At 67.1% G+C, this 24,300-nt stretch carries 18 protein-coding genes and 3 pseudogenes; 10 read left to right on the top strand and 11 right to left on the bottom strand.

Annotated elements, in window-relative coordinates; translation table 11 throughout:
- The first annotated feature begins 2 nt into the window (after window positions 1-2).
- Window positions 3-1,674: pseudogene (tnpB, locus tag MSM1_RS07715) on the top strand (IS607 family element RNA-guided endonuclease TnpB).
- Between the two features lie 376 nt (window positions 1,675-2,050).
- Here tnpB (MSM1_RS07715) and nrtS read toward each other — a convergent pair.
- The 3 genes from nrtS to merA all read right to left on the bottom strand — a co-directional run bounded on the left by nrtS (window position 2,051) and on the right by merA (window position 4,685).
- Window positions 2,051-2,353 (bottom strand): nitrate/nitrite transporter NrtS, encoded by a 303-nt coding sequence (nrtS, locus tag MSM1_RS07710; RefSeq protein WP_213440916.1) that lies wholly within the window; start codon window positions 2,351-2,353, stop codon window positions 2,051-2,053.
- Between the two features lie 241 nt (window positions 2,354-2,594).
- On the bottom strand, window positions 2,595-3,236 hold the full coding sequence (merB, locus tag MSM1_RS07705; RefSeq protein ID WP_307857304.1) for an organomercurial lyase MerB: 642 nt from the start codon (window positions 3,234-3,236) through the stop codon (window positions 2,595-2,597).
- A gap of 36 nt (window positions 3,237-3,272) precedes the next feature.
- Window positions 3,273-4,685, bottom strand: coding sequence for a mercury(II) reductase (gene merA / locus MSM1_RS07700; protein WP_213440914.1), 1,413 nt, complete (start codon window positions 4,683-4,685; stop codon window positions 3,273-3,275).
- A 170-nt stretch (window positions 4,686-4,855) separates the two neighbouring features.
- On the opposite strand from merA, the gene MSM1_RS07695 reads away from it, so the two are divergent.
- Window positions 4,856-5,458 carry a hypothetical protein gene (locus MSM1_RS07695; RefSeq protein WP_213440913.1) on the top strand — a complete coding sequence of 201 codons (603 nt, stop codon included), beginning with the start codon at window positions 4,856-4,858 and terminating at the stop codon, window positions 5,456-5,458.
- A 62-nt stretch (window positions 5,459-5,520) separates the two neighbouring features.
- Here the strand turns inward: MSM1_RS07695 and tnpB (MSM1_RS07690) are convergent.
- The 7 genes and pseudogenes from tnpB (MSM1_RS07690) to MSM1_RS07660 form a co-directional block, all read right to left on the bottom strand.
- Window positions 5,521-6,941 (bottom strand): annotated as a pseudogene (gene tnpB / locus MSM1_RS07690) (IS607 family element RNA-guided endonuclease TnpB).
- Window positions 6,931-8,193: a group II intron reverse transcriptase/maturase gene (gene ltrA / locus MSM1_RS07685; RefSeq protein WP_307857303.1), complete on the bottom strand. Its 1,263-nt coding sequence runs from the start codon at window positions 8,191-8,193 to the stop codon at window positions 6,931-6,933. Before ltrA ends, tnpB (MSM1_RS07690) begins: the two are co-directional and overlap by 11 nt.
- A 637-nt stretch (window positions 8,194-8,830) precedes the next feature.
- The gene (locus MSM1_RS07680; protein ID WP_213440910.1) at window positions 8,831-9,415 is read right to left on the bottom strand and encodes an IS607 family transposase; all 585 of its coding nucleotides are present in this window, start codon (window positions 9,413-9,415) and stop codon (window positions 8,831-8,833) included.
- A 140-nt stretch (window positions 9,416-9,555) separates the two neighbouring features.
- Window positions 9,556-10,851 (bottom strand): annotated as a pseudogene (tnpB, locus tag MSM1_RS07675) (IS607 family element RNA-guided endonuclease TnpB); the annotation flags it as partial.
- 9 nt (window positions 10,852-10,860) lie between these two features.
- Complete coding sequence (locus tag MSM1_RS07670) at window positions 10,861-12,276, bottom strand: sugar porter family MFS transporter (protein ID WP_213440909.1); 1,416 nt, start codon at window positions 12,274-12,276, stop codon at window positions 10,861-10,863.
- A gap of 261 nt (window positions 12,277-12,537) precedes the next feature.
- The gene (locus MSM1_RS07665; protein WP_213441570.1) at window positions 12,538-12,888 is read right to left on the bottom strand and encodes a hypothetical protein; all 351 of its coding nucleotides are present in this window, start codon (window positions 12,886-12,888) and stop codon (window positions 12,538-12,540) included.
- 50 nt (window positions 12,889-12,938) lie between these two features.
- The gene (locus MSM1_RS07660) at window positions 12,939-13,307 is read right to left on the bottom strand and encodes a DUF427 domain-containing protein (protein WP_213440908.1); all 369 of its coding nucleotides are present in this window, start codon (window positions 13,305-13,307) and stop codon (window positions 12,939-12,941) included.
- A 193-nt stretch (window positions 13,308-13,500) separates the two neighbouring features.
- Here MSM1_RS07660 and MSM1_RS21605 point away from each other — a divergent pair, with 193 nt between their 5' ends.
- The 6 genes from MSM1_RS21605 (at window position 13,501) to MSM1_RS07635 (ending at window position 18,727) form a co-directional block, all read left to right on the top strand.
- Complete coding sequence (locus tag MSM1_RS21605) at window positions 13,501-15,084, top strand: radical SAM protein (RefSeq protein WP_307857301.1); 1,584 nt, start codon at window positions 13,501-13,503, stop codon at window positions 15,082-15,084.
- The gene (locus MSM1_RS21600; RefSeq protein WP_236054792.1) at window positions 15,081-15,878 is read left to right on the top strand and encodes a class I SAM-dependent methyltransferase; all 798 of its coding nucleotides are present in this window, start codon (window positions 15,081-15,083) and stop codon (window positions 15,876-15,878) included. The genes MSM1_RS21605 and MSM1_RS21600 overlap by 4 nt, the downstream gene beginning before the upstream one ends.
- Window positions 15,879-15,898: 20 nt before the next feature.
- Complete coding sequence (locus MSM1_RS07650; protein WP_213440907.1) at window positions 15,899-16,390, top strand: hypothetical protein; 492 nt, start codon at window positions 15,899-15,901, stop codon at window positions 16,388-16,390.
- A gap of 175 nt (window positions 16,391-16,565) precedes the next feature.
- Window positions 16,566-17,216: an allophanate hydrolase subunit 1 gene (locus tag MSM1_RS07645; RefSeq protein WP_213440906.1), complete on the top strand. Its 651-nt coding sequence runs from the start codon at window positions 16,566-16,568 to the stop codon at window positions 17,214-17,216.
- Between the two features lie 20 nt (window positions 17,217-17,236).
- The gene (locus MSM1_RS07640) at window positions 17,237-18,160 is read left to right on the top strand and encodes a 5-oxoprolinase/urea amidolyase family protein (protein WP_213440905.1); all 924 of its coding nucleotides are present in this window, start codon (window positions 17,237-17,239) and stop codon (window positions 18,158-18,160) included.
- 21 nt (window positions 18,161-18,181) lie between these two features.
- Complete coding sequence (locus MSM1_RS07635) at window positions 18,182-18,727, top strand: GNAT family N-acetyltransferase (protein ID WP_213440904.1); 546 nt, start codon at window positions 18,182-18,184, stop codon at window positions 18,725-18,727.
- A gap of 61 nt (window positions 18,728-18,788) precedes the next feature.
- Here MSM1_RS07635 and MSM1_RS07630 read toward each other — a convergent pair whose 3' ends face one another.
- Entirely contained in the window at window positions 18,789-19,268 is a 480-nt protein-coding gene (locus MSM1_RS07630) for a MarR family transcriptional regulator (RefSeq protein WP_307857300.1), read from the bottom strand.
- 249 nt (window positions 19,269-19,517) lie between these two features.
- Between MSM1_RS07630 and MSM1_RS07625 the strand changes: the two genes are divergently transcribed.
- Entirely contained in the window at window positions 19,518-20,324 is an 807-nt protein-coding gene (locus MSM1_RS07625) for a class I SAM-dependent methyltransferase (RefSeq protein WP_213440903.1), read from the top strand.
- Between the two features lie 308 nt (window positions 20,325-20,632).
- Entirely contained in the window at window positions 20,633-24,298 is a 3,666-nt protein-coding gene (locus MSM1_RS07620) for a nitrate reductase subunit alpha (protein WP_307857299.1), read from the top strand.
- Window positions 24,299-24,300: the final 2 nt, after the last annotated feature.

Genomic DNA, 24,300 nt, shown 5'->3' with positions numbered 1-24,300 from the left:
CGGTGACCGTGGGGCTGCGCACCGGCGCTCAGGCTGCACAGGGTGCCGGGATCACCGGTGGTAGGCAGTTGGCGGGGAAACCGAAACCTGATGGCACACCGACATTATCGCGATTCGTGGATGTGGGCGCGGATTTCGAGGCTCATCGGCGCGCGGTGGAGTCGGTGTCAGTGCTGTTCGAGCTGTTCGATGGGGCGCTGACGGGTATGCCGCCAGCGGGTCGCCGGGTGCGAAGTTGCTCACTGGGTGGATTATCACCGCGGCGAAGTGTGAGGTCGAATGGCCCACCGGCAATGACCGCGCCGGATTGGCGCGGTCGCACTTCGGCGCCCGCCGCAAAGCGTTCAGCTGGGGCTTGGCGCATATCAAAGCAGGCTTGGACGCGAAGACCGTTGATCCGGCCCATGAGTCGGTGTTGGGATCTGGGCTTGCTACCTAAGGCGTGGAACCGGGCGAAGGGCGAGGTCGCGCCATGGTGGGCCGAAAATTCCAAGGAGGCATACTCCTTAGGGCTGGCCGATCCGGCGGCGGCGTTGAGCAATTGGGGCGCCAGCCGCAACGGCACGCGAAAGGGCCGGCGGGTCGGTTTTCCGCGATTCCAATCCGCGCGCCAAGACCCGGGCCGGGTCCGGTTCACCACCGGCGCTACGCGGGTCGAGGCCGACCGCCGCACGATCACGGTGCCGGTGATCGGCGCTCTGCGAGCCAAGGAACGCACTCGCCGCGCGCAACGCCACCTTGCCGCGGGCCGCGCCCGCATCCTGAGCATGACCCTGTCGCAGCGGTGGGGGCGGCTGTTCGTCTCAGCCAGCTACGCGCCGCGTACCCCAGAATCGGCAAAAACGCCGACCCAACCGGCGGTGCGCGCCGGGGTCGGCCTCGGTATACCCACGCTGGCCACCGTTGCGACCCGCCACAGCATGACAGGCGCCGAAACACTTGTCGAATATGAAAATCCGGCCCCGTTGAAAGCCACCCTGACGGCACGACGGCGAGCCGATCGTGAACTTTCCCGCCGCATCCCCGGCTCCCACGGATATCGGGCAGCGAAAACCAAGCTGACCCGCCTGGATCGCCGGTGTGCGCATCTGCGGCGGGAAGCAGCCCACCGGCTCACCACCGAGTTGGCGGGCACCTACGGCCAGATCGTGATCGAGGATCTCGACGTGGCCGCGATGAAACGCAGCACGGGGAAACGCGCCTACCGGCGCGCGGTCTTCGATGCCGCGATGGGGTTGGTCGCGCCCATGATGGCTTATAAGACCACCCGGTGTGGCAGCACCCTAATCGTGGCGGATCGCTGGTTTGCCTCCAGCCAGATCCATCACGGTTGCTACCTTCCCGACGCCAGCCCGTGCCGCTTGGAAGGCAAGGGCCGAATCGATAAACACCTCGTCTGCCCGCACACCGGTGAAGTCGTTGACCGTGATCGCAATGCTGCGCTCAACCTCCGTGACTGGCCGGATATGCCAGTTGTGGCCCAGTTAGGGCCACGGCCCTGTTCGTCAGCAATTCCGGCAGGGGTGCCGGAGACGGCGGCTCAAACGATCAGGCCCACCGATCGCCTGGGGAGTTTGCGTAAGACCCGCCCGCACGGGAAGGCCGCGAGCAGTGAGGCCAAAACCACAATCGCACCCGCGACAAAGCAACTCCGCAAAGAGAGCTCCTAAATGAGACTCACAAACGCTCACTCAGATGCAACGGTCGGCAGGCTGGCGAGCGCCCCCCACGCTCGCTGATGCGGGCATGGCGAGGCTGGTCGACGATGCGACGCTGGATGCCGCTCGGGACATCATCGGGCTGACCGAGGCCGCGAGCAGATACAGCGACGCCCTCGCGTTCCCCGGCGACGTTGGCGCCGCCGCGTCCGGCGGTGTCGATCAGACCCAGTCGCTGAGACGGCACAGCCGGGACCGTGCCTCGATAGTCCCCGACCCGGGGCCAGGTGTTGCCCATCATCCGCCCATGCTCGTCAGTCAGCCGTCAGCAACCCTGCTAGTCGGCGGGATGGCAGAAAGTGCGGTGTCGTGCGGCGCGATGGGGCGGCGGCTCAGGGGCGGGACGTGGACTTCGGGCCGGCCGCCGGACGCGGGCGGCGGGGGGTGCGGTGGGCGGAAAGATAACCGACGCTGGCGACGCAGAACGGCACTAAATAGTTCACCGCGACCCGCAACCAAGTGCCTCCGTCGGCGTGACCGCCGGCGATGATCGCGCCCTGGTTGACCAGCGAGAGCACGGTGCCCACCAGCGCGGCGGTCGGGGTGGCGGTCCGCACGGTCCGGCCTCGGGCGAACAGCGCCATCGCCTGCCGCGGGCGGCTCCAGGTGGGCGGGTCTGGTGGTCGAGAGGCCATGGGTCACCGTCTCAAAAACAGCAGCAGCAAGGTGGGCTCATGCGCTCAAGGCGGATGTAGTGATCGGTGTCGGCGCCGCGGCCGGGCTGCTCGCGGCCCGGATCGCTGCGCGGCTCGGCGCCCGGGTGGTGCTGATTGAACACCTTAAACACCGCTGGCCTGCCGGCGGCTGCCGGTAGACCGGGTGGTGCCGTGGTGCGGGGACTCAGCGGGGCGCTTCTCAAAGGCGGGTTCGTCGGTGCTAGCCGCTGCAGCAGCGCGGCGGGGTGGCGGCGTCGAGGAGGGCGTTCACCAGGGGCTTGGCGAGATCGTGGGCCTCGGCGACGGGAAGCACGGTGGCGCCGGGATGGCTGGCGAGCCACGGCGCGGCGGCCTGGGCGCCGGCGAAGAAGTGGACGTGGTCGCAGAATGCGGCGCGGATCGAGGTGGGGGCTTCGGGGGTGACGATCGAGACGACCGCGCTGTCCGGGTCGACGTGGGTGATCCGATCGGACGCGACGGTGACCCGGACCGGAACACCGGTGGCGTGGCAGGGGGAGGTCACATACGCCGTGCGACCCAGAATGGTGGGGAAGACGAGCGTGTCCAGGGCGCACCAGGTGTACAGCGCGGTGCCGCCGACTTCGAAGCGGTGATCGGTGGGACGCAGGGTCAGGCCGCTGCCGACGACCCGGCCGTGCTCGTCGTATTCGGTGTCGGGCATCTCGGCAAGCGCGGCGCGGACCTGCTCGAGGGTGCAACCGGCGGCCTGCGCGAGCTGCTCGACCGTCACCGGCTGCCCGCGGGTGAGCAGCCGCAACAGCGGGCGCCAGAGCCCGCGGCCCGCGATGGCGGCGAGGCTTTCGGACAGGCGGGCGGCGAGCCGGTTCACGTTGGTGTCCACGGGGGATCCCTTCCGGTATGTCATTGCGGCGGTAGGTTATCCGGCGCAGCAGGACAGTTTGCTGACGTCGGAGGCATAGGCCTGGGCGGCGAGTTTGAGGGATTCGCCCATGGTCAGGTAGGGGGCCCAGGTGTGGGTGAGCTGATCGACGGTGAACCCGGCGGTCAGGGCGTAGGTGGCGGCGGTGATGATCTCCCCGGCGTTCTCGGCGAGCACGTGCACGCCGAGCAGCCGACCGGTGCCGGCCTCGGCGACCAGTTTCACCAGCCCGCGGGTGTCGCGGTTGACCAGCGAGCGCGGCACATACGCCAGGGGTAAGACGCGGCAATCGCAGTGCAGGCCCGCATCGGCGGCTTGGGCGTCGGTCAACCCGACCGACGCGACGGCGGGGCTGGTGAAGGTGACCCGCGGCAGGGCGGTGTAGTCCAGGGTGCGCCGGGCACCGTCCAGGGCGTTGTCGGCGACCAGGGTGCCGTGGGCGGCGGCGACGTAGACAAACTGCGGTCCGCCGGTGACATCACCGGCAGCCCAGATCCGCTCGTGGTCGGTGCGCAGATACTCATCCACCACCACCTCCCCCCGCAACCCGATCTTGACCCCGACCCGCTCCAAACCCAGTCCGGTGGTGACCGGGCGGCGGCCGGTGGCGATCAACAGCTGCTCGCCGCGCAACGCGGTCTCCTCCCCGTCACGGACGGCGGTGAGGGTGTAACCGTTCGCGTCGGGAGTCACCGCGGTCACGGTGGTGGCGGGCAGTGCGGTGATGCCCTTGGCGGCGAGCGCCTCGGTCAGGCCAGCGGAGATCTCCGGTTCCTCGAAAGGGGCGATCCGGTCCAAGGTTTCGACGACGGTGACCTCGGTGCCCAGCCGGGCGAACAGCTGGGCCTGCTCCAGCCCGACGGCGTTGCCGCCGACCACCACCATCGACGCAGGCAGTTCCGTGAGCTCCATGGCGGTGGTCGAGGTCAAATAGCCACCCGGCTCGAGGCCGTCGATCGGCGGCGCCCAGGGCGCCGAGCCGGTGGCGATCAGGAAGTGGTCGGCCTCGATCCGGCGATGGTCACCGTCCTCGAGTGTCACGTCCAGCTCGGGACCCTCGACGAACGTCGCGCTGCCGCGCACCATATCCCAGCCGTAGCTGGCGGCCAGATCAGCGTACTTCTCGGCGCGCAGCTGCTCCACCAGCGCATCCTTCCCGCTGATCAGGACCGCCCCGTTGACCGGACCGGCGCTGGCGGCGATGCCGGGAAACCGCCCCGCCGCGAGGGCGGTGTGGCGGGCCTCGGCCGCGGCCAGCAACGCCTTGGACGGCACGCAGCCGATGTTCACGCAGGTGCCGCCGACCACCCCGCGTTCGATCATCACCACCCGTGCGCCCTTTCTCGTGGCCGCGATGGCCGCGGCGAAGCTCGCCGAACCAGATCCAATGATGGCGAGGTCATAACGCATGTGGCGCCTCACATTCCGTCGATGCGCGGGGCGGGTACCCGCCGCAGCTGTTGCATTCGTTCAACCGAATGTTACAATTATATCTGGTGATCCGGATAGATGGAGTTCCCGAATCCTGGACCCATCGCGAACCGTGGCGGGCGTAAACGAAGGAAACGAAGGAGATGAGCGTGGCCGGTTTCTCTGGCATCGGCTCGATGACCCCCACCGGACCCGACCCGAGCAGCCCAGCGGCACCTCCCGGCCATCACCGCCAGACATCCATGACGGTGCTGGCTGCGGTAGCCCGCCGCCCCGGCTACCAGCTGCTGTTTGCCGTAGTGGCGGTGGCCGCTGCCGCCGTCTACACCCTAATGCTGCCGGGCCTGCACACCATGCGGGTTGACCCGTCGAACTGGGCCCACCTGACAGCTCAGGATCTGGTGTTTTCACTAGCCCTCGGGATCGGCTTGGCGACCGTGCTCACCTTGCAGGTCTTCGCGCTGCGGCAAGCGGCGGCAAGCCGGAGAGCGGCCGGCGGCAAAGCCGCGCTGGGGGTGCTCGAATCGGTGGCCGCGGTGGTTCCGAGCCTGTGTTGCACTCCAGTGCTGCCAACCGTGCTGGCCGTCGTCGGGATCGGTGCGGCCGGCAGCGCCTCGACCATGAACGCGATCGCTCCCCATGCCACGCTCATCTGGACCGGTGTCCTAGTGCTGCTAGCACTCACCAGCTGGTGGACCGCCCACCGCATCGCCGCCGACCGCTGCGACCTCGACGGCTGCCCTAGCCCCTGACCGCCGCCGGTGCGCGCTGAGCTGTCGCCCGATCACCGTTGCAAGTGAGTGATCGTTAGTGGTCACGCGACTTGCACCCCGTCTCGGGGTTGTTCGGCGGCCTTGCGGCCGCGTCCCTTCCGCGCTTCACGGCCACCTGCCCGGCCAGGCCGGGTCTTACGGTCGGCTGCACGCTTGACGGCGGCCCCAACTGGGCCGACGACGCTAATGGTTTCCTGGTAGCGCGCGAGGTTGATCGCGGCGTTGTCATCGCGCTGATGGACCGCCAAGCACGCGGCACATTGCCACTTTTCGTCTCATCCGATGTCTTGGACATGCCCACAAAGGTGGCAGGTTTTGCTCGACGGGAACCAGCGGTCAGCGACCACCAGCCGTGACCCGTACCAGCCAGCCTTGTAGGACAGGCGCCGGCGCGGGGTGCCCAGGGCGGCATCGGAGAGTGCCCGCCGTCGCCGGGCGCGGGCGCCGGGCAGCCCTCTTTGCCGCAGCATCCCGGCGGCGTCTAATGCTTCCACCACGATGCGGCCGTGGGTTTTGGCTAATCGTGTTGTCAGGACGTGCAGGTGATGGGTGCGGGCATCGTTGAGCCGGTGATACAGCCGGGAAATCTCGGTGGTGCGCTCACGGTAGCGCCGTGAGCCTTTCGTGCAGCGCGACCGTGCCCGGCGCACGTGGCGTAGCTCGCGCAGCGCGGCGCCGAGCGGTCGCGGATTCGGCACCTGTTCGATCACGAGACCGTCAGCGCTGGCGACCGTCGCCAAACGACGCACACCCACATCGACACCCACCCGCGAACCTGGTCGCGCGACCCCGGGTTGCAGCGGGCGCTGCACCAGCACCCGAGCACTCGCATCCAGGCGAGTGCCGTTGCGGCGCACCGAGATCACCAGCACCCGCGCGCGGCCCTTGGCGATGAGTCGTTCGATGCGGCGGGTGCTCTCATGAGTGCGGACGGTGCCGATCAGCGGCAACGTGAGGTGGCGTCGATCCGGTTCGACGCGCATCGCTCCGGTGGTGAACGTCACGCGGTCGGCGTCGCGTCCTTTCTTCTTGAACCGGGGGAAGCCCATCGGCTTGCCCTCGCGTTTGCCCGATCGGGAACTCTGCCAGTTCCAGTAGGCGTCCACCGCGCCGGCGATGCCATCGGCATATGGCTCTTTCGAGCATTCCGGCCACCACACCGCGCCGGTCTGGCTGTTGACACACACACCTCGTCTTTGACATGATTCCAGCGTTTGCGCAACACCGGCAGCGAGGGCCTCGCGGTCTTAACACCGGCGGCGCGCCAGGCTTCGATATCGGCTTTCAGAGTGGCCACGGCCCAGTTGAACGCCTTGCGGCGGGCCCCGAAATGCCGCGCCAGCGCGCGGGCCTGGTCCCCGTTCGGGTCCAGCGGTCGAGTAGCCGGGGGGAGTCGCACCCCCCGGCCCTCACAGAACCGTGCGTAAACCTCTCGATTTACACGGCTCTTGTTATTTCGCATGCGGTCGTAGTCCCATCGTCCAGTGCGCGAATAGAGCCGGATACTGCTCAGCGAGCTTGATCCATCTGCGCCAGGCTCGACCGTTGCGTTGTCGCAACCGTTTGAATTTCCGCGTGGACCAACGCAGGAGGTACATGTTGATCTGCAGGAAAGCGGGGGTCAACTCCGATGGACAAAACCGCCCGTAGTAGTTGATCCAGCCTCGCACTTTCGGGTTCACCAAACGAGCGAGGTCTCTCAGAGAATGATCACTGCGGAGGTGCAACCGCCACCCGCGGATCTCACGCCGGATCGCCACCAGGGCGTCCCGACTCACCGCCGGGGTGAAGTTGACGAAACCCACGCCGTGCCTGTTCCGTGACAGCCTGGGCCGAAACGTGTATCCAAGGAAGTTGAACTGCTGGACCGGATAAGTGCCGGGCCGGTTGGCATCCTTGCAGTACACGATGCGGGTCTTGTCCGGATGCAAATCCAGACCGACCTGCCTCAGCCGGGTCGCGATCGCGTCGCGAACCTGCCGGGCCTGCTGCTCGCTGCGGCAGTGCACCACAGCATCCTCGCAGTAGCGTTCGAACTGAAGCTCCGGGTGTTCCCGGACCATCCACGCGTCAAACGCATAGTGCAGGAACAGATTTGCCAGCAATGGGGAGATCGCAGATCCTTGCGGAGTTCCACGATCGCGCTCGATCAGCTCGCCATCCTGCCGTTGCAGCGGCGCCGTTAGCCACCGCCGCACATACAACAGAACCCACGGCTGATCCGTGTGTTTTTCCACCGCCCGCAGGATCAAATCGTGCGGCACGCTGTCGAAGAAAGCCTTGATATCCAGGTCCACGACCCAGTCGGCCTTCCAGCAACGTTCCCGGCAAGCGCCCACCGCGTCCAACGCGGACTTCCACGGCCGGTAGCCGTAGGAGTCCGGATGAAAGATCGGCTCAACTTTCGGCTCCAGATACATCCTGGCCACCGTCTGCGCGACCCGATCCGCGATCGTGGGCACACCGAGCACCCGCACGCCCTTTCCCCCGGGTTTGGGGATTTCCACCGCCTTGACCGGGGGCGGGAAGTAGCTTCCCGACGACATCCGATTCCAGATCTTGTACAGGTTTCTGTCTCGATCCTTCTCGAACTCCTCAAGCGACACCGCATCGACCCCGGCTGCACCCTTGTTGGCTTTGACTCTCCGATACGCCTCCCACACAACCCACTTGGAAATATCGAACGGCTTCGCCGCACACGTCGATGTGCTCACCGGCTCCTCCCAGGCCATCCTGGTTGACCCGTACCCACATCCAGATAACCCGTCCCCTTCGCTCCACCCGCATTACCGGGCTTCACCGCTACTACGAGACGGTCCGCCTCTGTGCCCCGCATCGGTACTCCGCCCCTTGCGGTGTCCGCCGCTTGGGGACCTTCCTCTCGCCGCCGTCGAACACCCGGCGACCGTATCGAGGCGACAGATTCCCACGTTCCATGCAGAAGCCTGAGCCAGGCTCGCGCCGCCTCCATGCCGGACACCGCTCGGGCAGTAAGCAGGTATCTCCCGAACTCGTCCCGAGACCGGTTCAACGCCTCGGTTTTGGTGTCCCCCAACGTATTTCGACACGTCATCAACGGTTTGCTTGCGCTCGCCTTCCTGACCCACACCTGACGCACTCCAAAGGGCGCCTTTTCCGCGACGCTCACCACCCCGGCTCTTGACCGACGCAGCTCGCGGTGGTTTGGAGCCTAGCCCTGCAGGGCGACTCCGGAGGACCTCCCTCCATCTCCTACACAGCGCGCATCAACCCACACAGGACAACCTCCAGCCCTGCAGGGTTAATGCTCGTGGCACACTGAACCGAAACGCCTGCACACACCAGCCGTCGGGCACCTCGAAACGCGGCATCTCAGGCCACCTCCGCCTCGTCGGACGCCGCGGCCGCCAGCGCACGCTTGGCCCTGTTCGGCGCAGCGCGTTTGCCATACAACCAAGCGCACATACTGGTGAGGATCTCGCTCCTATCGCCCTCCAGGTCGTCATCGACTTCAGCGGAATCGACCACCACCAGCTCACGGCCCTGGGCGGCCAGCGCCGCCTGCACGTACTCCGAGCCGCACCGGCAGAACCGACCCCGATGCTCCACCACGATCCGACTCGCTGCCGGGTCACGCAGCAGCGCAAGGAACTTCCGACGGCGCCCATTCAACGCAGAGCCAACCCCGACAACCACCTTGTCGACCGGGATCTGTTGGGCGGTGGCCCGCGCGGTCACCCGCGCCACCTGCCGATCCAAATCAGCCTTCTGATCAGCCCAGGAGCCGCGCGCGTACACGGTCGTGCGTGATCTTCGGCCAGCCGCGCCGATCGGCTCATCCACCACAATCAGCCGACCCACTCGCCGCGCCGGCACCGGCAACAGCCCGGCGTGGAACCAGCGATACGCGGCCACCCGCGCAACACCGTTGCGCTCAGCCCACACCGCAAGATTCACACCCCTGTTCCTACAGCACACCACCGACAACTACCGACCACTCAACCCCCAACAGTTGGCAGCCCATCCCGGTCGGCGACACGAACCACCGGCAGGGTCACCCAAAAGCCGTTGCCGTTGAGTGTGTTTGAGTTGCACGCTCATGCGGCGTCCCCTTGCGGGGTTTGGGTTTTGGCCTCTCCGCATCCGGCCCCGCGTGGGCGGGGTCTTACGGATGCTCCGCCGGCACCGGATGTTCCGGTGTCCGCGCCATGGCCTGTGCCAACCGATGCGGTTGGCCCGGGTACCGGTGGGGCCGTGGTCCCGACTGGACCACAACTGGCGTGATCCGGCCAGTCACGGAGATTAAGCGCGGCGTTGCGATCGCGGTCGACGACGTCGCCGGTGCGCGGACACACCAGCAGCTTGTCGATGCGCCCTTTGCCGATCAGCCGGCACGGGCTGCCGTCGGGTTGGGCGCAGCCGTGATGGATCTGGCTGGATGGGAACCAGCGATCCGCCACCGTGAGCACCGCGCCGTGGCGGGCGGTTTTGTAGGCCAGCATCGGCCTGATCGAACCCATCGCCGCATCGCAGACGGCGCGCCGGTAGGCGCGTCGGCCCATGCTGCGTTTCATGGCGGCCACGTCGAGGTCTTCGATCACGATGTGGCCATAGCCGCCGGCCAGCTCGGTGGTGAGCCGATGGGCGGCTTGCCGCCGCAGGCGCACGCACCGGCGATCCAGCCGGGTCAGCTTGGCTTTCGCTGCCCGGTGGCCGCGCGATCCGGGGATGCGGCGGGAAAGTTCACGCCGCCGCCGCGCCGCCAGGGTGGCTTTCAGCGGGACCGGATTCGGATACTCGGTAATGGTCTGCTCGCCGGTGGCGGTGTCGAGGGTGGCGACGGTGGCCAAAGCGCGCACCCCGAGGTCGATGCCGGCGACCACGGTCGGCGAGGCCACCGTGGTCGCGGTGGCCGGTGTGCGCAGCGCGTAGCCGATCGAGACGAACAACCGGCCCCAACGCTGCGACAGCGTCACGCTCAGAATGCGGGCCCGCCCGGAAGCGACATGCCGTTGCACCCGGCGGGTGTTCTCCTTGGATCGCAGCGGCCCGATCACCGGCACGGTGATGGTGCGCCGATCGTCCTCGACTCGCATGGTTCCGGTGGTGAAACGCACCCGACCGGGATCGCGGCGCGCGGATTTGAAACGCGGAAAGCCCACACGGCGACCTCGCCGTGTGCCGTTGCGGCTGGCCGACCAGTTCTGCAGCGCCCGCGCCAGATCGGCCAGCCCTGAGGAGTAGGCCTCTTTGGAATTCTCAGCCCACCACGGCGCGACCATGTCGTTGGCGCGGTTCCACGCCCACCGCAACGAACCCAGGTCCCAGCCCACCGGCTCATGGCCTGGATCGGCAGCTTTGGCGTCCAGGTCGGCTTTCACTTGGGCCAGGCCAACGCACACTTAATTACACTCAACACGCAACAGTTCGCAACCCCCACGCGCCGACCCCTCCCGACGATCGCGGTTCTCCCAGAGGTGGCGGATGTCTTCCAGCTGCTTGCCTTTGGTCTCGGGGGCAAACCGATAGACGAAGCCGAAGGCCACCAGGGCGAGAACACCAAATATCACGAATGTGCCGGCGCCGCCGAGCGAACGCAGCATCGTCAAAAATACCGAAACGACGATGGCGTTGGCCGCCAAATCGGAGGTGAGCATCACGCTCGAGCCCATGGACCGCAACCGTGCCGGAAAACACTCGCCCGCGTACACACTTATCAAGGAACCGAAGCCGATACTGAAGCCGGCCGAAAACAACAACACGCCGAGGAACCCGAACCCCGCCGCAGCGGCACCAAAATCCGCGCCGAAGGCGTAAACGGCGACCAGCATGGCATCCGCGGTGATCATCATGGCGATGCCGGACAACAGAATTGGCCGCCTGCCCAGCCGGTCGACCATCGTCAGCAACACCGCCACCGCCGCCAGCCCGGCCAGTTGAACCAGTGCCGGCAAGACGAGCTGCGCGAAGTCGCCCGCGAAGCCCATCTCGGCGAACAGCCGTGGACCGTAATAGACGACCGCGTTGACGCCGGTGATGTGCGCGAAGAAACCGAGCCCGGCCACGAAGACCGTGGCCCGCAGATACGGCCGCCGCAGCATCTGGCTGAGCGCGCCGCCGCATTCCTCGGAAAGCGCGCGGGCAACCTCGGTGAGTTCGCTTTCGACGTCGGCTGCCGGCTCTACCCGCAGCAGAGTCCGGCGCGCGTCATCGACACGGCCCTTGAGCAGGTACCAGCGGGCGGTGTCAGGTATGGGCAGCAACAATAACGTGATCAGCGCGGCCGGCGCCGCCGGCAGACCCAGCAGCCACCGCCAGCTGTGCGACCCGGCCAGCAGGTAGGTGGCCAGGTAGCCGACGACGACGCCGGCGACGGTCGCCAGCTGGTAGGCGACGAGCAACGAACCCCGCACCCGCGCTGGTGCGGACTCCGCGACGAACACCGGAACCACCACCACCGACACGCCGATGGCCACGCCCAGCAGCCACCGCGCCACCAGCAGCATCGGCAGCGACACCGACACCGCCCCCAGCGCCGCGAACGCCGCGTAGGCGACCACCACCAACACCATCGACTTCTTCCTGCCCAGCGTGTTGGCGAGCGCACCACCCGCGATCGCGCCGGCGATCTCGCCCCACACCACCACGCTGGTCACCAGCTCCTGCTGATGCGTCGAGAGGTGGAACGCCGCGGTGATGTACCGCAGAGCGCCCGCGATATTCGACATGTCGTAGCCATAGAGCACGCCCAGGATGGGGGCGGTAATGCTGACAAGTAGCCCCAGCTGCGAACGCTGCGATGAAACGACCCGTCTCACGCCGTCATGACCTCTCGTCGGACCACTGCTGCCATCTCCGGTCAGAGGCGCGATAGCCGGCCTCGCCCAAGGATATGCCGGCGAGCTCTCACCGGATACATCGCCGGGACGCTGCTACTTCTTCTTGCGGGGCGTCCATGCGGATGGCCGGAAATCCGCTATTTCGACAGCGTTCCTGGTTCCGTAGGGGAAATCGCGGCCGTCTGCGGCGAGTTTGAGGAGCCCGAGGACGAGATCCGCGGCGGTGGTCGGCCGGTAAGGCTACACGAATCGTTCCAGCCAGGTCGTCACCGCGTAGAGCGCGCCGTACGTGGCGGCGGCGATGACCAGCAGTGCTGCCAAGCGCCACCGCAGTCGCCGGAGCGCATCGAGGCTGCACTGGTTGCGTCGACGCAACCCGATCCACACCAGCAGCGCCAGCACGGCCAGCCCGCCCAGGCGAAACCACCACGCATAGTTGCCATAAAGGTCGTTCGCCCACGCGAACGCCGTGCCCGCGCTGATGATTCCGGCGAGAGCCAAGACGGCCGGCCCGACGCAGCACAGCATGCCGACCAGCCCGCCGATGATGCCGATGCGCCATACCGCCAGCCGACCGGTGCTCGCGCGCAACTGCCGGGCGTCGCGGCTTACCGCCGGAACATGGGGGTTACCCGGAGTGTTCACGGCCGGCCATCACATCGCGCCGCCTTGACACCGAACCAGGACGCCACACGGTGCGCCACGTCGTGGCGCTCACCGTCGGGTTCGCCTTCCACCGTCACTCCGTTCCAAAAGGCGACATGGTTCTTGATCCGGCGGGCCAGCGGACTCGGATGTGGATAGCACCAGGCGGCGTCGGGGTTGACGTCGTCGCCCACCCTGACGGTGTAATAGTGGGCTATGCCCTTCCACGGGCACAGTGACCTGGTCGGGCTCTCGATCAGGTGCGCCCGGTTCACGGATTCGGGTGGAAAGTAGTGGTTGCCCTCCACCCGCCTGGTTCGCGGCGCCTCCGCGAGAACGGTTCCTTTCCACACGGCCCGGATCATCGTCGCCGACCTCCTCGCATCATTTCTTCCGCTATAGCACACTGGTGGGACGCGGTGCGCACGTGAGCTGTCATCGTGGCAGCACGACCGGCCGGGCGCCGCAGCATTGTCCGGCTGCTAACAGTTGGCCACCGCGGCTGCGGGCCGCGGTGCTGAGGTGACCTGGACCCAGGCCGACAGGGATAGGGGCTCGGTGGCGACAGCGAGGCGGGATCTTAACGAGGTGTTCGTCGAGTACACCAAGAGCGTCTGCCCGGTGTGCAAGGTGGTGGTGGACGCGCAGGTCAACATCCGTGACAACAAGGTGTATCTACGGAAACGCTGCCGCGAGCACGGCGGTTTTGAGGCCCTCGTGTACGGGGACGCCGACATGTATATAGACTCGGCCCGATTCAACAAGCCGGGCAGCGTTCCGCTGTCTTTTCAGACCGAGATCCGTGACGGCTGTCCCAGCGACTGCGGGTTGTGCCCGGACCACAAGCAGCACGCCTGCCTGGGGTTGATCGAGGTCAACAGCCACTGCAACCTGGACTGCCCGATCTGTTTCGCCGATTCCGGTCACCAGCCCGACGGGTACGCCATCACCACGGCCCACTGTGAGCGCATGCTCGACACCTTGGTGGCCGCCGAGGGTGAGCCCGAGGTCGTGATGTTTTCCGGTGGTGAACCGACCATCCACAAACTAATCCTCGACTTCATCGACGCCGCCCAGGCCCGCCCGGTCAAGACCGTGATCATCAACACCAACGGCATCCGGCTAGCATCGGATCGCCGGTTCGTCGCCGCCTTGGCCAAGCGCAACCGGCCCGGCCGCCCCGTGCACATCTACCTGCAATTCGACGGCCTCGAGGAAGCCACCCACCGCGCCATCCGGGGTTGCGACTTGCGGGACGTCAAAGCCCGGGCTCTGAACAACTGTGCCGAAGTCGGCCTGACCGTCAGCCTGGTCGCCGCCGTGGAACGTGGCCTCAACGAGCACGAACTGGGCCCGATCATCCGCCACGGCATGGCCGCGCCCGCGGTGCAGTCGGTGGTTTTTCAGCCGGTCACCCACGCGGGCCGGCACACGCCGTTTGACCCGCTGACCCGGCTGACCAACTCCGACATCATCCACGGCATCACCGCCGCGCTGCCCGAATGGTTCCGCGCCAGCGATTTCTTCCCGGTTCCCTGCTGCTTCCCTAGCTGCCGGTCGATCACCTACTTGCTCACCGACGGCGACCACGTGGTGCCGATCCCGCGGCTGCTCGACATCGAGGACTACCTGGACTACGTCTCCAACCGAGTGATCCCCGACCTGGCGATCCGCGACGCGTTGGAGAGGCTGTGGTCGGCGTCGGCGGTGCTGGGCAGCGAACCCACCACCGAGCAGTTGCGGCGGGCCGTCACCGCCCTGGATTGCGCCGGCGCCTGCGGGATCAACCTGCCCGAAGCGCTGGCCCAGCTCACCGACCGGGTGTTCGCGATCGTCATCCAGGACTTCCAGGACCCGTTCACCCTCAACGTCAAGCAATTGATGAAATGCTGCGTGCAGCAGGTCACCCCCGACGGGCGGCTGATCCCGTTCTGCGCCTACAACTCCGTCGGCTACCGCGAGCAGGTCCGTGAACAGCTCACCGGGGTGCCGGTCCCCGACATCGTGCCTAACGCCATCCCGCTGGCCGGGCTGCTGGCCGACTCCCCGCACGGGTCGAAGATGTCCCGCGTAACCGGCGAACCACGCAGCGGCGGTGCGCGTGACGCCACCAACACCGGAACCAAGGCGGTGCGCCGATGACCATAAGCCCGCAGCGCATCAAAACCTGCTGCGCCGACGCCTATTCCAGCGACATCATCGGGTTACTGCTCGGGGAGTGCTACCACCCGGGCGGGGTGGGGTTGACTCACCTGCTGGGCGAGGCGCTCGGGCTGGGCTGCGGCGCGCGACGGCTGGCCGACGTTGCCTGCGGGCGTGGGGCCAGCGCCCGGCTGCTGGCCGGCGAATACCCGGCGCTCACCGTTGACGGAGTCGACCTCAGCGAGGTCAACGTCGAGCACGCCCGGGCCGCCGCCGCAGCGAGCGGGCTAGCCCAGCGGGTCCGCTTTCATCGTGGTGACGCTGAAAGGCTTCCGCTGCCCGATAACGCCTTCGACGCCCTGGTATGCGAATGCGCGCTGTGCACGTTCCCGAACAAGAACGCGGCCGCGCAGCAGTTCGCGCGCATTCTGCGGCCCGGCGGGCTCGCCGGCATCACCGATGTCACCATCACCGACGCCGGCCTGCCGGCGGAGTTGACCACGCTGGCGGCCTGGGCCGCTTGCATCGCCGGTGCCCGCTCGGTCACCGGCTACACCGCGATCCTCGCCGGGGCCGGGCTGCGCACCCGGCGCACCGACTCCCACGACGGCAGCCTGCTGAAAATGATCGACCGTATCGAGGCCCGGGTCACCGCGCTGCGCATCGCAGCGCCGCACATGCTCGCCGACAACGGTATTCAACCCGATGCCGTGCTGACCCACACCCGGCTCGTGCGCGACGCGGTCAAGGCGGGCCGGCTCGGATACACCCTGATCATTGCGGAGAAGACATGACACTCAAGGAGGCTTCGCCGATGACGGCAAAACCCGGGCAGCGGCTCTGGCCGGCGTTGTGGGGCGGCGCCGCCGCCGGCGCCGCGGGCACCACCGCGCTGAACGTGATCACCTACACCGACATGGCGGTCCGGGGCCGGCCGGCCAGCACGACACCCGAACGGACCCTTGAGGCGCTGGCGAAGCTGGTCCACCTGACAATCCCGGGCACCGGTGATACTCAGGCCAACCGGATCTCGGGTCTCGGCGCTCTCACCGGATACACCGGCGGCATCGGGATCGGGGTGCTCCTCGGGCTGGCCTACAGCCTGGGCTGGCGACCCGGCCCACTCGTTGCCACCCTGGCCGCCACCGTCGGCGCCTTGATCGGCACCAACGGGCCGATGATCGCTTTAGGGGTGACCGATCCGCGGACCTGGGGCGCCGTCGGCTGGATCAGCGACGTCGTCCCGCATTTCGGCTACGGGCTGGTCACCGCCCTGGTGCTGCGCCATCTCGGCCCACGATCGTGACGGTCGGAGAAGCTGGCCCGGGCAAGCCGGATTCGCCTCCGGCTGCCGGATCGCGGGCTCGCGAACGTGCTCGCCAACCCCGGCGAACCGGCGCCTTCTGAGCGATTGCTAAGGCCGTTCTGGCAGAGCTCGAAAATCTCTCGCCACCACCTCGGCCCGGAGTTACCGTCGGGTAATGAGCATGGCAACGGACTTGATGGTGGCCCCCGCCGTTCGAGACTACGGCGACCAGGCATTGTTACTGGAGTTCGACAACACCGCCGAGGTGTTGGCGTGGGCGGCTGCGCTCCGCGAGGCCGCCCTGCCCGGTGTGCTCGATATTGTCGCCGCCCCCCGCAGCGTCGTGGTAAAGCTCGACGGCCCGCGCTACCGGGGCATCACCCGTTCACGCCTGCGTGAGTTGCGCGTGACACCGGAAGCGACGGCGACCGCCCCGACGGGCGGCCATCCGGATGTGGTGATCGACGTCGTCTATGACGGGCCCGATCTCCCCGCGGTCGCTGATCACACGGGACTGACCATCGCGCAGGTCATCTACGCCCACACCGCCGTTCCGTGGCGCGTGGGGTTCGCCGGCGCCACCCCGGGCTCGGTGTACCTCGTCGGCGGCGACTCGAGGCTGCGGGTGCCGCGACGGTCCGAGCCGCGGGCGTGGATGCCGGCCGGATCGGTTGGTCTTGCCGACGAATTCAGCGGCATCTACCCGCGCCCATCCCCGGGCGGCTGGCAGCTAATCGGTCGCACCGAAGCGACCTTGTGGGATATCGAGCGCCCCAACCCGGCGCTGCTGACGCCGGGCATGTGGGTCCAGTTCCGGGCCGCCTAACAGCGCAGGAGGGCAGAGCGATGACAACACTGGAGGTCCTGCGCACCGGACCGCTGGCGCTCGTCCAGGATCTCGGCCGGCCCGGACTCGCCCGGTTCGGTGTCACCCGTTCCGGGGCCGCCGACCGCCGCTCACACCGGCTGGCCAATCGGCTGCTGGCCAACCCCGACGACCGCGCCACCATCGAGGTGACGTACGGGGGTCTCACCGCGCGGGTCCACGGTAACGACGTCGATATCGCTGTGACCGGCGCGGACACCAACCCAACTGTCGGCGGAGTTACGTTTGGCACCAACAGTATTCACCATGTCCGCGCCGGGGAGGTGATCTCACTGGGCGCCCCGCGCGCCGGCCTGCGTACCTACCTGGCGGTGCGGGGCGGCGTCGACGTGCCGCCGGTGCTGGGATCGCGCAGCTATGACGTGATGTCCGGGATCGGCCCGCCACCGCTGCGGGCCGGGGATGTGTTGCCGGTTGGTGCGCACACCGCCGACTACCCCGAACTCGACCAGGCCCCGGTGGCCGCCATCACCGACGATCCGCTCGAGCTGCTGGTCACACCCGGACCACGTGAGGACTGGCTTCTCGACCCTGAGGCCCTGGTCCACACCGACTGGGTGGTGTCTGACCGCAGCAACCGGGTGGGGCTGCAGTTGACCGGCCGTCCGCTGCGGTACCGCTACCCCGGCCGGCAGCTGCCGGCCGAGGGCGCCGTGCGTGGCGCGATTCAGGTGCCGCCCAACGGGTTACCGGTGATTCTGGGGCCCGATCACCCGATAACGGGCAGTTACCCGGTGGCGGGCGTGGTGATCGACGACGACATCGACAAACTCGCCCAGGCACGGCCCGGCCAGCACGTGCGGATGCACTGGTCGCGGCCCGGTCGGGCCGCGGCGTCCAGTGCTGCTCTCGCGGGCGGGCCGGCCGCGGGAATCGGCTGGTAAACAAACTGGTAAACAAGAAATGTGCGCGCCCTGGTCCACACCGCCCGCCTGGTCCACACCGCCGATCTCGACCGCGAGGCACGCCGCAGCGCCTACCAGACGGTCTCCGAGGCGTTCGGAGGTGAGCTCACCGACACCGACTGGGAGCACGCGCTGGGCGGGATGCATGCCCTGATCTGGCATCACGGCGCGATCATCGCGCACGCCGCGGTGGTGCAACGCCGGCTCATCTACCAGGGCGCAGCGTTGCGCTGCGGCTATGTCGAAGGTGTTGCGGTACGGGAGGATTGGCGCGGGCAAGGGTTGGCGATCGCAGTGCTCGACGCGTGTGAGCAGGTGATCCGCGGTGCCTACCAGCTGGGAGCGATCTGTTCGTCGGACCGGGGTCGCAGGCTGTTCACCGCACGCGGCTGGCTAGCCTGGCGCGGCCCGACGTCGGTGCTGGCGCCGAGCGGTCCGGCCCGCACACCCGAGGCCGACGGAAAGGTGTTTGTCCTGCCGGTCGGGATCAGCGTGGACACCGCCAAGGCCCTGACGTGCGATTGGCGCGACGGCAACGTCTGGTAAGCCTGCGCCCTGGGGGCCGGTCGGCCCCGCCGTGATGACGGGCCGACGGCACCCGGCCGAGCTACGACTCGTCGAGATGCGCGGCGGGCTCACCCCCGGCGGCGGTAAAAGCCGTCAGGGCCCGCACCAGCCCGTGGCGCTCGGGTGGCGGCATTTTGTGCACGATGGCGGCGATTTCGGCGCGCCGGTGCGCGGTGACCTCCCGCACCACCGCCTGGCCACGCGCGGTCAGTGCCGCCAGCAACTCGCGGCGGGAACCGGGGTGCGGCAACCGATCGATCAACCCGGCGCCCACCAGCCGGTCCACCATCCGGCCGGCGGCCGAGGGCTGGACACCCAGCAGGGCGGCCAGCGTGGCGAGGTTGACCGGACCGCGGTTGGACAAGATCACCAGGGTTCGAAATTGCGGGATCGTGATGGTCTCGTCGACCAGGGCGATCGACTTGGCCGAGATCGCCACCAGCAGCCGGGACGCGGTCAGCAGCGCATCGGTCAGCACATCCAGCGACTCGTCGATCGTCGTCGCGTCGTCGGCGGACACCTCACTGCTCCCGTATGCTTGCGCGCCTGCTCCCGGGGCGGGGAATGCCATCATCGCGGCGCGCGCATCGATGCTAGGGTAACACCCATCCACAATTACTTAGGTAAATTGCTTCTTTAGGCTAGTGTAGCCAAGTGCTATTGTTTTGGTGGTTTCCCAGACCCGTCGCGGCGACAGCGACAACGACGTCGCAGGTGCCGAGGCCCGTTTGCGTCCGTATTCTCAATCCACATCCACAGGAGGCTCTCGATGAGCAGTGACACCGCGGCCGCCAGCGAGCACCGGGCGGTGTGGGCGCTGGGTGACTACGCCCTCATGGCCGAGCAGGTGATGGCCCCGCTCGGCCCGATACTGGTCTCTGCCACCGGTATCGGACCGGGGGATCGAGTGCTCGATGTCGCAGCCGGGTCCGGCAACATCTCGATCCCGGCCGCCAAGACGGGCGCCTGCGTCACGTCCAGCGATCTCACACCGGAGCTGCTGCAGCGCTCCCAAGTGCGGGCGGCAGAGCAGGGGGTCACGATGCAGTGGCGGGAAGCCAACGCGGAAGCATTGCCATTCGTCGATGACGAATTCGACGTGGTGGTGTCCGCGATCGGCGTGATGTTCGCCCCGCACCACCGGCGCGCCGCCGACGAGCTGGTCCGGGTCTGCAAGCCCGGGGGCAGGATCGGTGTGATCAGCTGGACGCCGGAAGGATGGTTCGGCCAGATGCTGGCCACGATCCGGCCGTATCGGCCTACGCAAATTCCCGGCATGCCCCCCGAGGCGTTGTGGGGTCGTGAGGAGTACATCGCCGGCTTGCTGGGGGAGCGGGTGCGCGATATCGAGATGCGACGGGTCGATTTGCGGGTGGACCGCTTCGAAAGAGCCCAGGACGTGCACGAGTACTTCAAGAAATACTACGGTCCGACAATCGAGGCCTACCGCGCCATCGGCGATAACACGGTGTTGGCCGCCGCACTCGACGCCCAGCTCATCGATCTCGCGCGGCGCTACCTGGTCGGCGGCGCGATGCAGTGGGAGGTCTTGCTCGTCACCGCCAGAAAGCGCTGAGTGGCCGCTCCGCCCCATCCGGGCCCACAATCCGTGTTACGGGCGCGCAACAAATTTAGGACACCACGAAGACGCCACGACGGCGTGGCTGCGCCCGTCATCGGCCGATCATGCGCCCCAGCAGCGCTTTCCGATGGCACGCGGCCAAACTGCGGCATGCCCGCGTCCCGCAATGTGGCCGAGGTGTTAACGCAATCGCACGGCGGGCCGCGTGTGGCGGTGCGTATTTTTGCCCCCGGTAAAACCTCCCCTACCCTCGGTGACTGAGCACGATAGTTGGCGATAGTTGTTGTGCGAGTGGAGGCATAGTGATCGAGCCGCAGCAGGATCGCCGGGCCGCCGGCGACGCTTTACTGAGGTTCGGCAAATATTTTCACCACGGCGAGATCTCTGCGGATCACCGGGCGCTGCATAAGACGGGCGGCCGCTCGGCAGATGCTTTCTACCGGGACCGCTGGGCGCATGACAAAGTGGTCCGATCGACGCACGGTGTCAATTGCACCGGATCGTGCTCGTGGAAGATCTACGTCAAGGACGGTGTCATCACCTGGGAGTCGCAGCAGACCGACTATCCGTCGATCGGCGCGGACAAGCCTGAATACGAGCCACGGGGCTGTCCCCGGGGAGCGTCGTTCTCCTGGTACACGTATTCGCCTGCGCGAGTGCGCTATCCGTATGTGCGCGATGTGCTGCTGGAGGATTACCGAGACGCCAAGCAGCGTCTGGAGGATCCGGTGCTGGCGTGGGCGGATATCGTGGATGATCCGGTGAAGTCCCGCCGCTACAAGGCGGCGCGCGGCAAAGGCGGGTTTGTCCGGGCCGAATGGTGGGAGGCCGCCGAGATGGTGGCCGCGGCGCACGTGCATACCATCAAACGCTACGGCCCCGACCGGATTGCCGGGTTTTCGCCGATACCGGCGATGTCGATGGTCAGTCATGCCGTTGGAGCGCGGTTCATTTCGTTGATCGGTGGATCGATGCTGTCGTTTTACGACTGGTATGCCGACCTTCCCGTCGCATCACCGCAGGTGTTCGGCGATCAGACCGATGTTCCCGAATCGGCCGACTGGTTCGATGCCGGCTACCTGATCATGTGGGGCTCCAACGTTCCGGTGACCCGGACGCCCGATGCGCACTACATCACCGAGGCACGTTATCGCGGGCAAAAGGTGGTCGTGGTCTCACCCGACTATGCGGACAGCGCGAAGTTCGCCGACGAGTGGCTTCCTGCGCGGCCGGGAACCGATGCGGCGCTGGCGATGTCGATGGGACACGTAATCCTCAAGGAGTTCTTCGTCGACCGGGCGACCGCATACTTTACCGACTATGTCAAAAGGTACACGGATCTGCCGTTTCTGGTGACGCTGGCCGAGCGTGACGGTGACTGGCTGCCTGGAAAATTCCTCACCGCAGCCGACCTGGGCGACACCGGCGACGGTGGGTCATTCAAAACGGTGCTCCTCGACGCTCAGGGCAGCCCGGTGGTGCCCAACGGCTCGCTGGGACACCGGTTCACCGCATCCGGGCAGGGCAAGTGGAACCTCGACCTGTGCGGCGTGGACCCGTTGCTCACCCTGCGCGGCACCCACACCGACGTCGCCGCGGTGAAACTGCCCCGCTTCGACGGTGAGCGTCCGGGAGTGCTGACGCGCGGCGTACCGACGAAGGTGATCGCCGGACACCGGGTCACGACGGTGTTTGACCTGTTGCTCGCGCACTACGGTGTGCACCGTGACGGGCTACCCGGTGACTGGCCGACGGGTTATGACGACGCCGCCGTGCCATATACGCCGGCATGGCAGGAGCCGATCACCGGTGTGCCCGCCGTAGCGGCCGAGCGGATCGCACGGGAATTCGCCGACAACGCCCGGCGATCGGGTGGCCGATCGATGATCTTGATGGGTGCCGGGACCAACCACTGGTTTCATTCCGACCAGATTTATCGCTCGTTCCTCACGCTGGTGATGCTGACCGGTTGTCAGGGAGTAAACGGCGGCGGCTGGGCGCACTATGTCGGGCAGGAGAAATGCCGGCCGGTAACCGGCTGGTCGACGCTGGCTTTCGGGTTGGATTGGCAGCGGCCGCCGCGGCAGATGCAGGGCACGGTGTTCTGGTACCTGTCGACCGACCAGTGGCGCTACGACCGGTTCACCTCGGAGGTGATGGCCTCCCCGCTGGCCCAGGGCCGACTGGCCGGGCGAACCGCGGCCGACAACATCGCGCTGGCGAGTCGGCTGGGCTGGATGCCGAGTTATCCGACGTTCAATCGCAATCCGCTGGATCTGGCCGACGAGGCAGCGCGGCTGGGCAAGGAGGCAGCGGCGCACGTCGTGGACGGCCTCAAGACCGGCCATCTGTGGTTCGCGTGCGAGGACCCGGATGCGCCGGAGAACTTTCCGCGCTGCCTGACGGTGTGGCGGTCGAACCTGCTGGGCTCGTCGGCGAAGGGCAACGAGTACTTCCTCAAACATCTGCTGGGCACCGATTCCAGCGTGGCCGCAAGCGATGCGGATGGCGTACGCCCGCAAGAGGTTCGCTGGCGCGACGACGCGCCGATCGGCAAGCTGGACTTGCTGCTATCGCTAGACTTCCGCAGTACCAGTACCACGCTGTTCTCTGACATCGTGCTGCCCGCGGCCACCTGGTACGAGAAGCACGACCTGTCCAGCACGGACATGCACCCGTTCGTGCACGCGTTCTCGCCGGCGATCTCGCCGCCATGGGAAGCCAAAACCGACTTCGAGGCGTTTCACCGGATCGCACGTGGCTTCTCCTGGCTCGCCGAGAAGCACCTCGGCACGCGCACCGACATCGTCGCGGTACCGCTGCAGCACGACAGCGTTGACGCCACCGCACAGCCGGGCGGGCGTGTGCTGGACTGGAAAGCCGGTGAGTGCGAACCTATTCCGGGTAAGACGATGCCGCACCTGGTCGTGGTGGAACGCGACTACCCGGCGGTCGCCGAGCAGATGGCGGCGCTGGGTCCGATGGTCGACACGGTCGGCTTAACGGTCAAGGGCGTCACCACGCACCCCGAGGCGGAGGTCCAATATCTGCGGGGCGTGAACGGTGCGGTGGTCAGCGGGGTGGCGGCGGGACGGCCGTCGCTGGCCAAGGACATTCACGTTGCCGAGGCGATCCTGGCGTTGTCCGGAACGACGAACGGCCGGCTTGCCGTGCAGGGTTTCGAGGCGCTGCAGCGGCGCACCGGCACCCAGCTCGCCGACCTCGCGAAGGAGAACGAAGGACGACGGGTCAGCTTCGCCGACACACAGTCCCGGCCGGTGCCGGTGGGCACGTCGCCGGAGTGGTCCGGTTCGGAGACCGGGGGTCGAAGGTATTCGCCGTTCACGATCAACACCGAACGGCTCAAGCCGTGGCACACCCTGACTGGGCGCCAGCATTTCTACCTCGACCACGACTGGATGAGCGAACTCGGCGAACAACTGCCGATCTTTCGTCCGCCGCTGGACATGACGGCGCTCTTCGGCGAGCCGAAGGTCGGCGATGGCCGCGGCGGGATCACGGTGCGGTATCTGACACCGCATTCCAAGTGGTCCATCCACTCCACATATCAGGACAACCTGCATATGCTCACGCTTTCCCGTGGTGGGCAGGCGATTTGGATGTCAGATATAGACGCGGCGAAGATCGGCGTCAAGGATAATGACTGGATCGAATGCGCCAACCGCAACGGTGTGGTGACAGCGCGGGCGATCGTCAGCCACCGGATGCCTGAGGGTCTGGTGTTCATGTACCACGCACAGGACAAGGTGGTGGACGTGCCCCGTGCCGAGAAGACCGGCAAACGCGGCGGGGTGCACAACGCGCTGACCCGGATCATGATCAAGCCGTCCCATCTGATCGGGGGCTACGCCCAGCAGTCCTTCGCGCTGAACTACCACGGCCCCACCGGAAACCAGCGTGACGAGGTCACCACGATCCGGCGGCGCTCGCAAGAAGTGGAGTACTGACG

The organism is Mycobacterium sp. SM1 (assembly GCF_018361265.1).
Lineage (GTDB): Bacteria > Actinomycetota > Actinomycetes > Mycobacteriales > Mycobacteriaceae > Mycobacterium.
The sequence above is the reverse complement of the archived record's forward strand: the minus strand, read 5'-3'. Positions and strand labels throughout refer to the sequence as shown.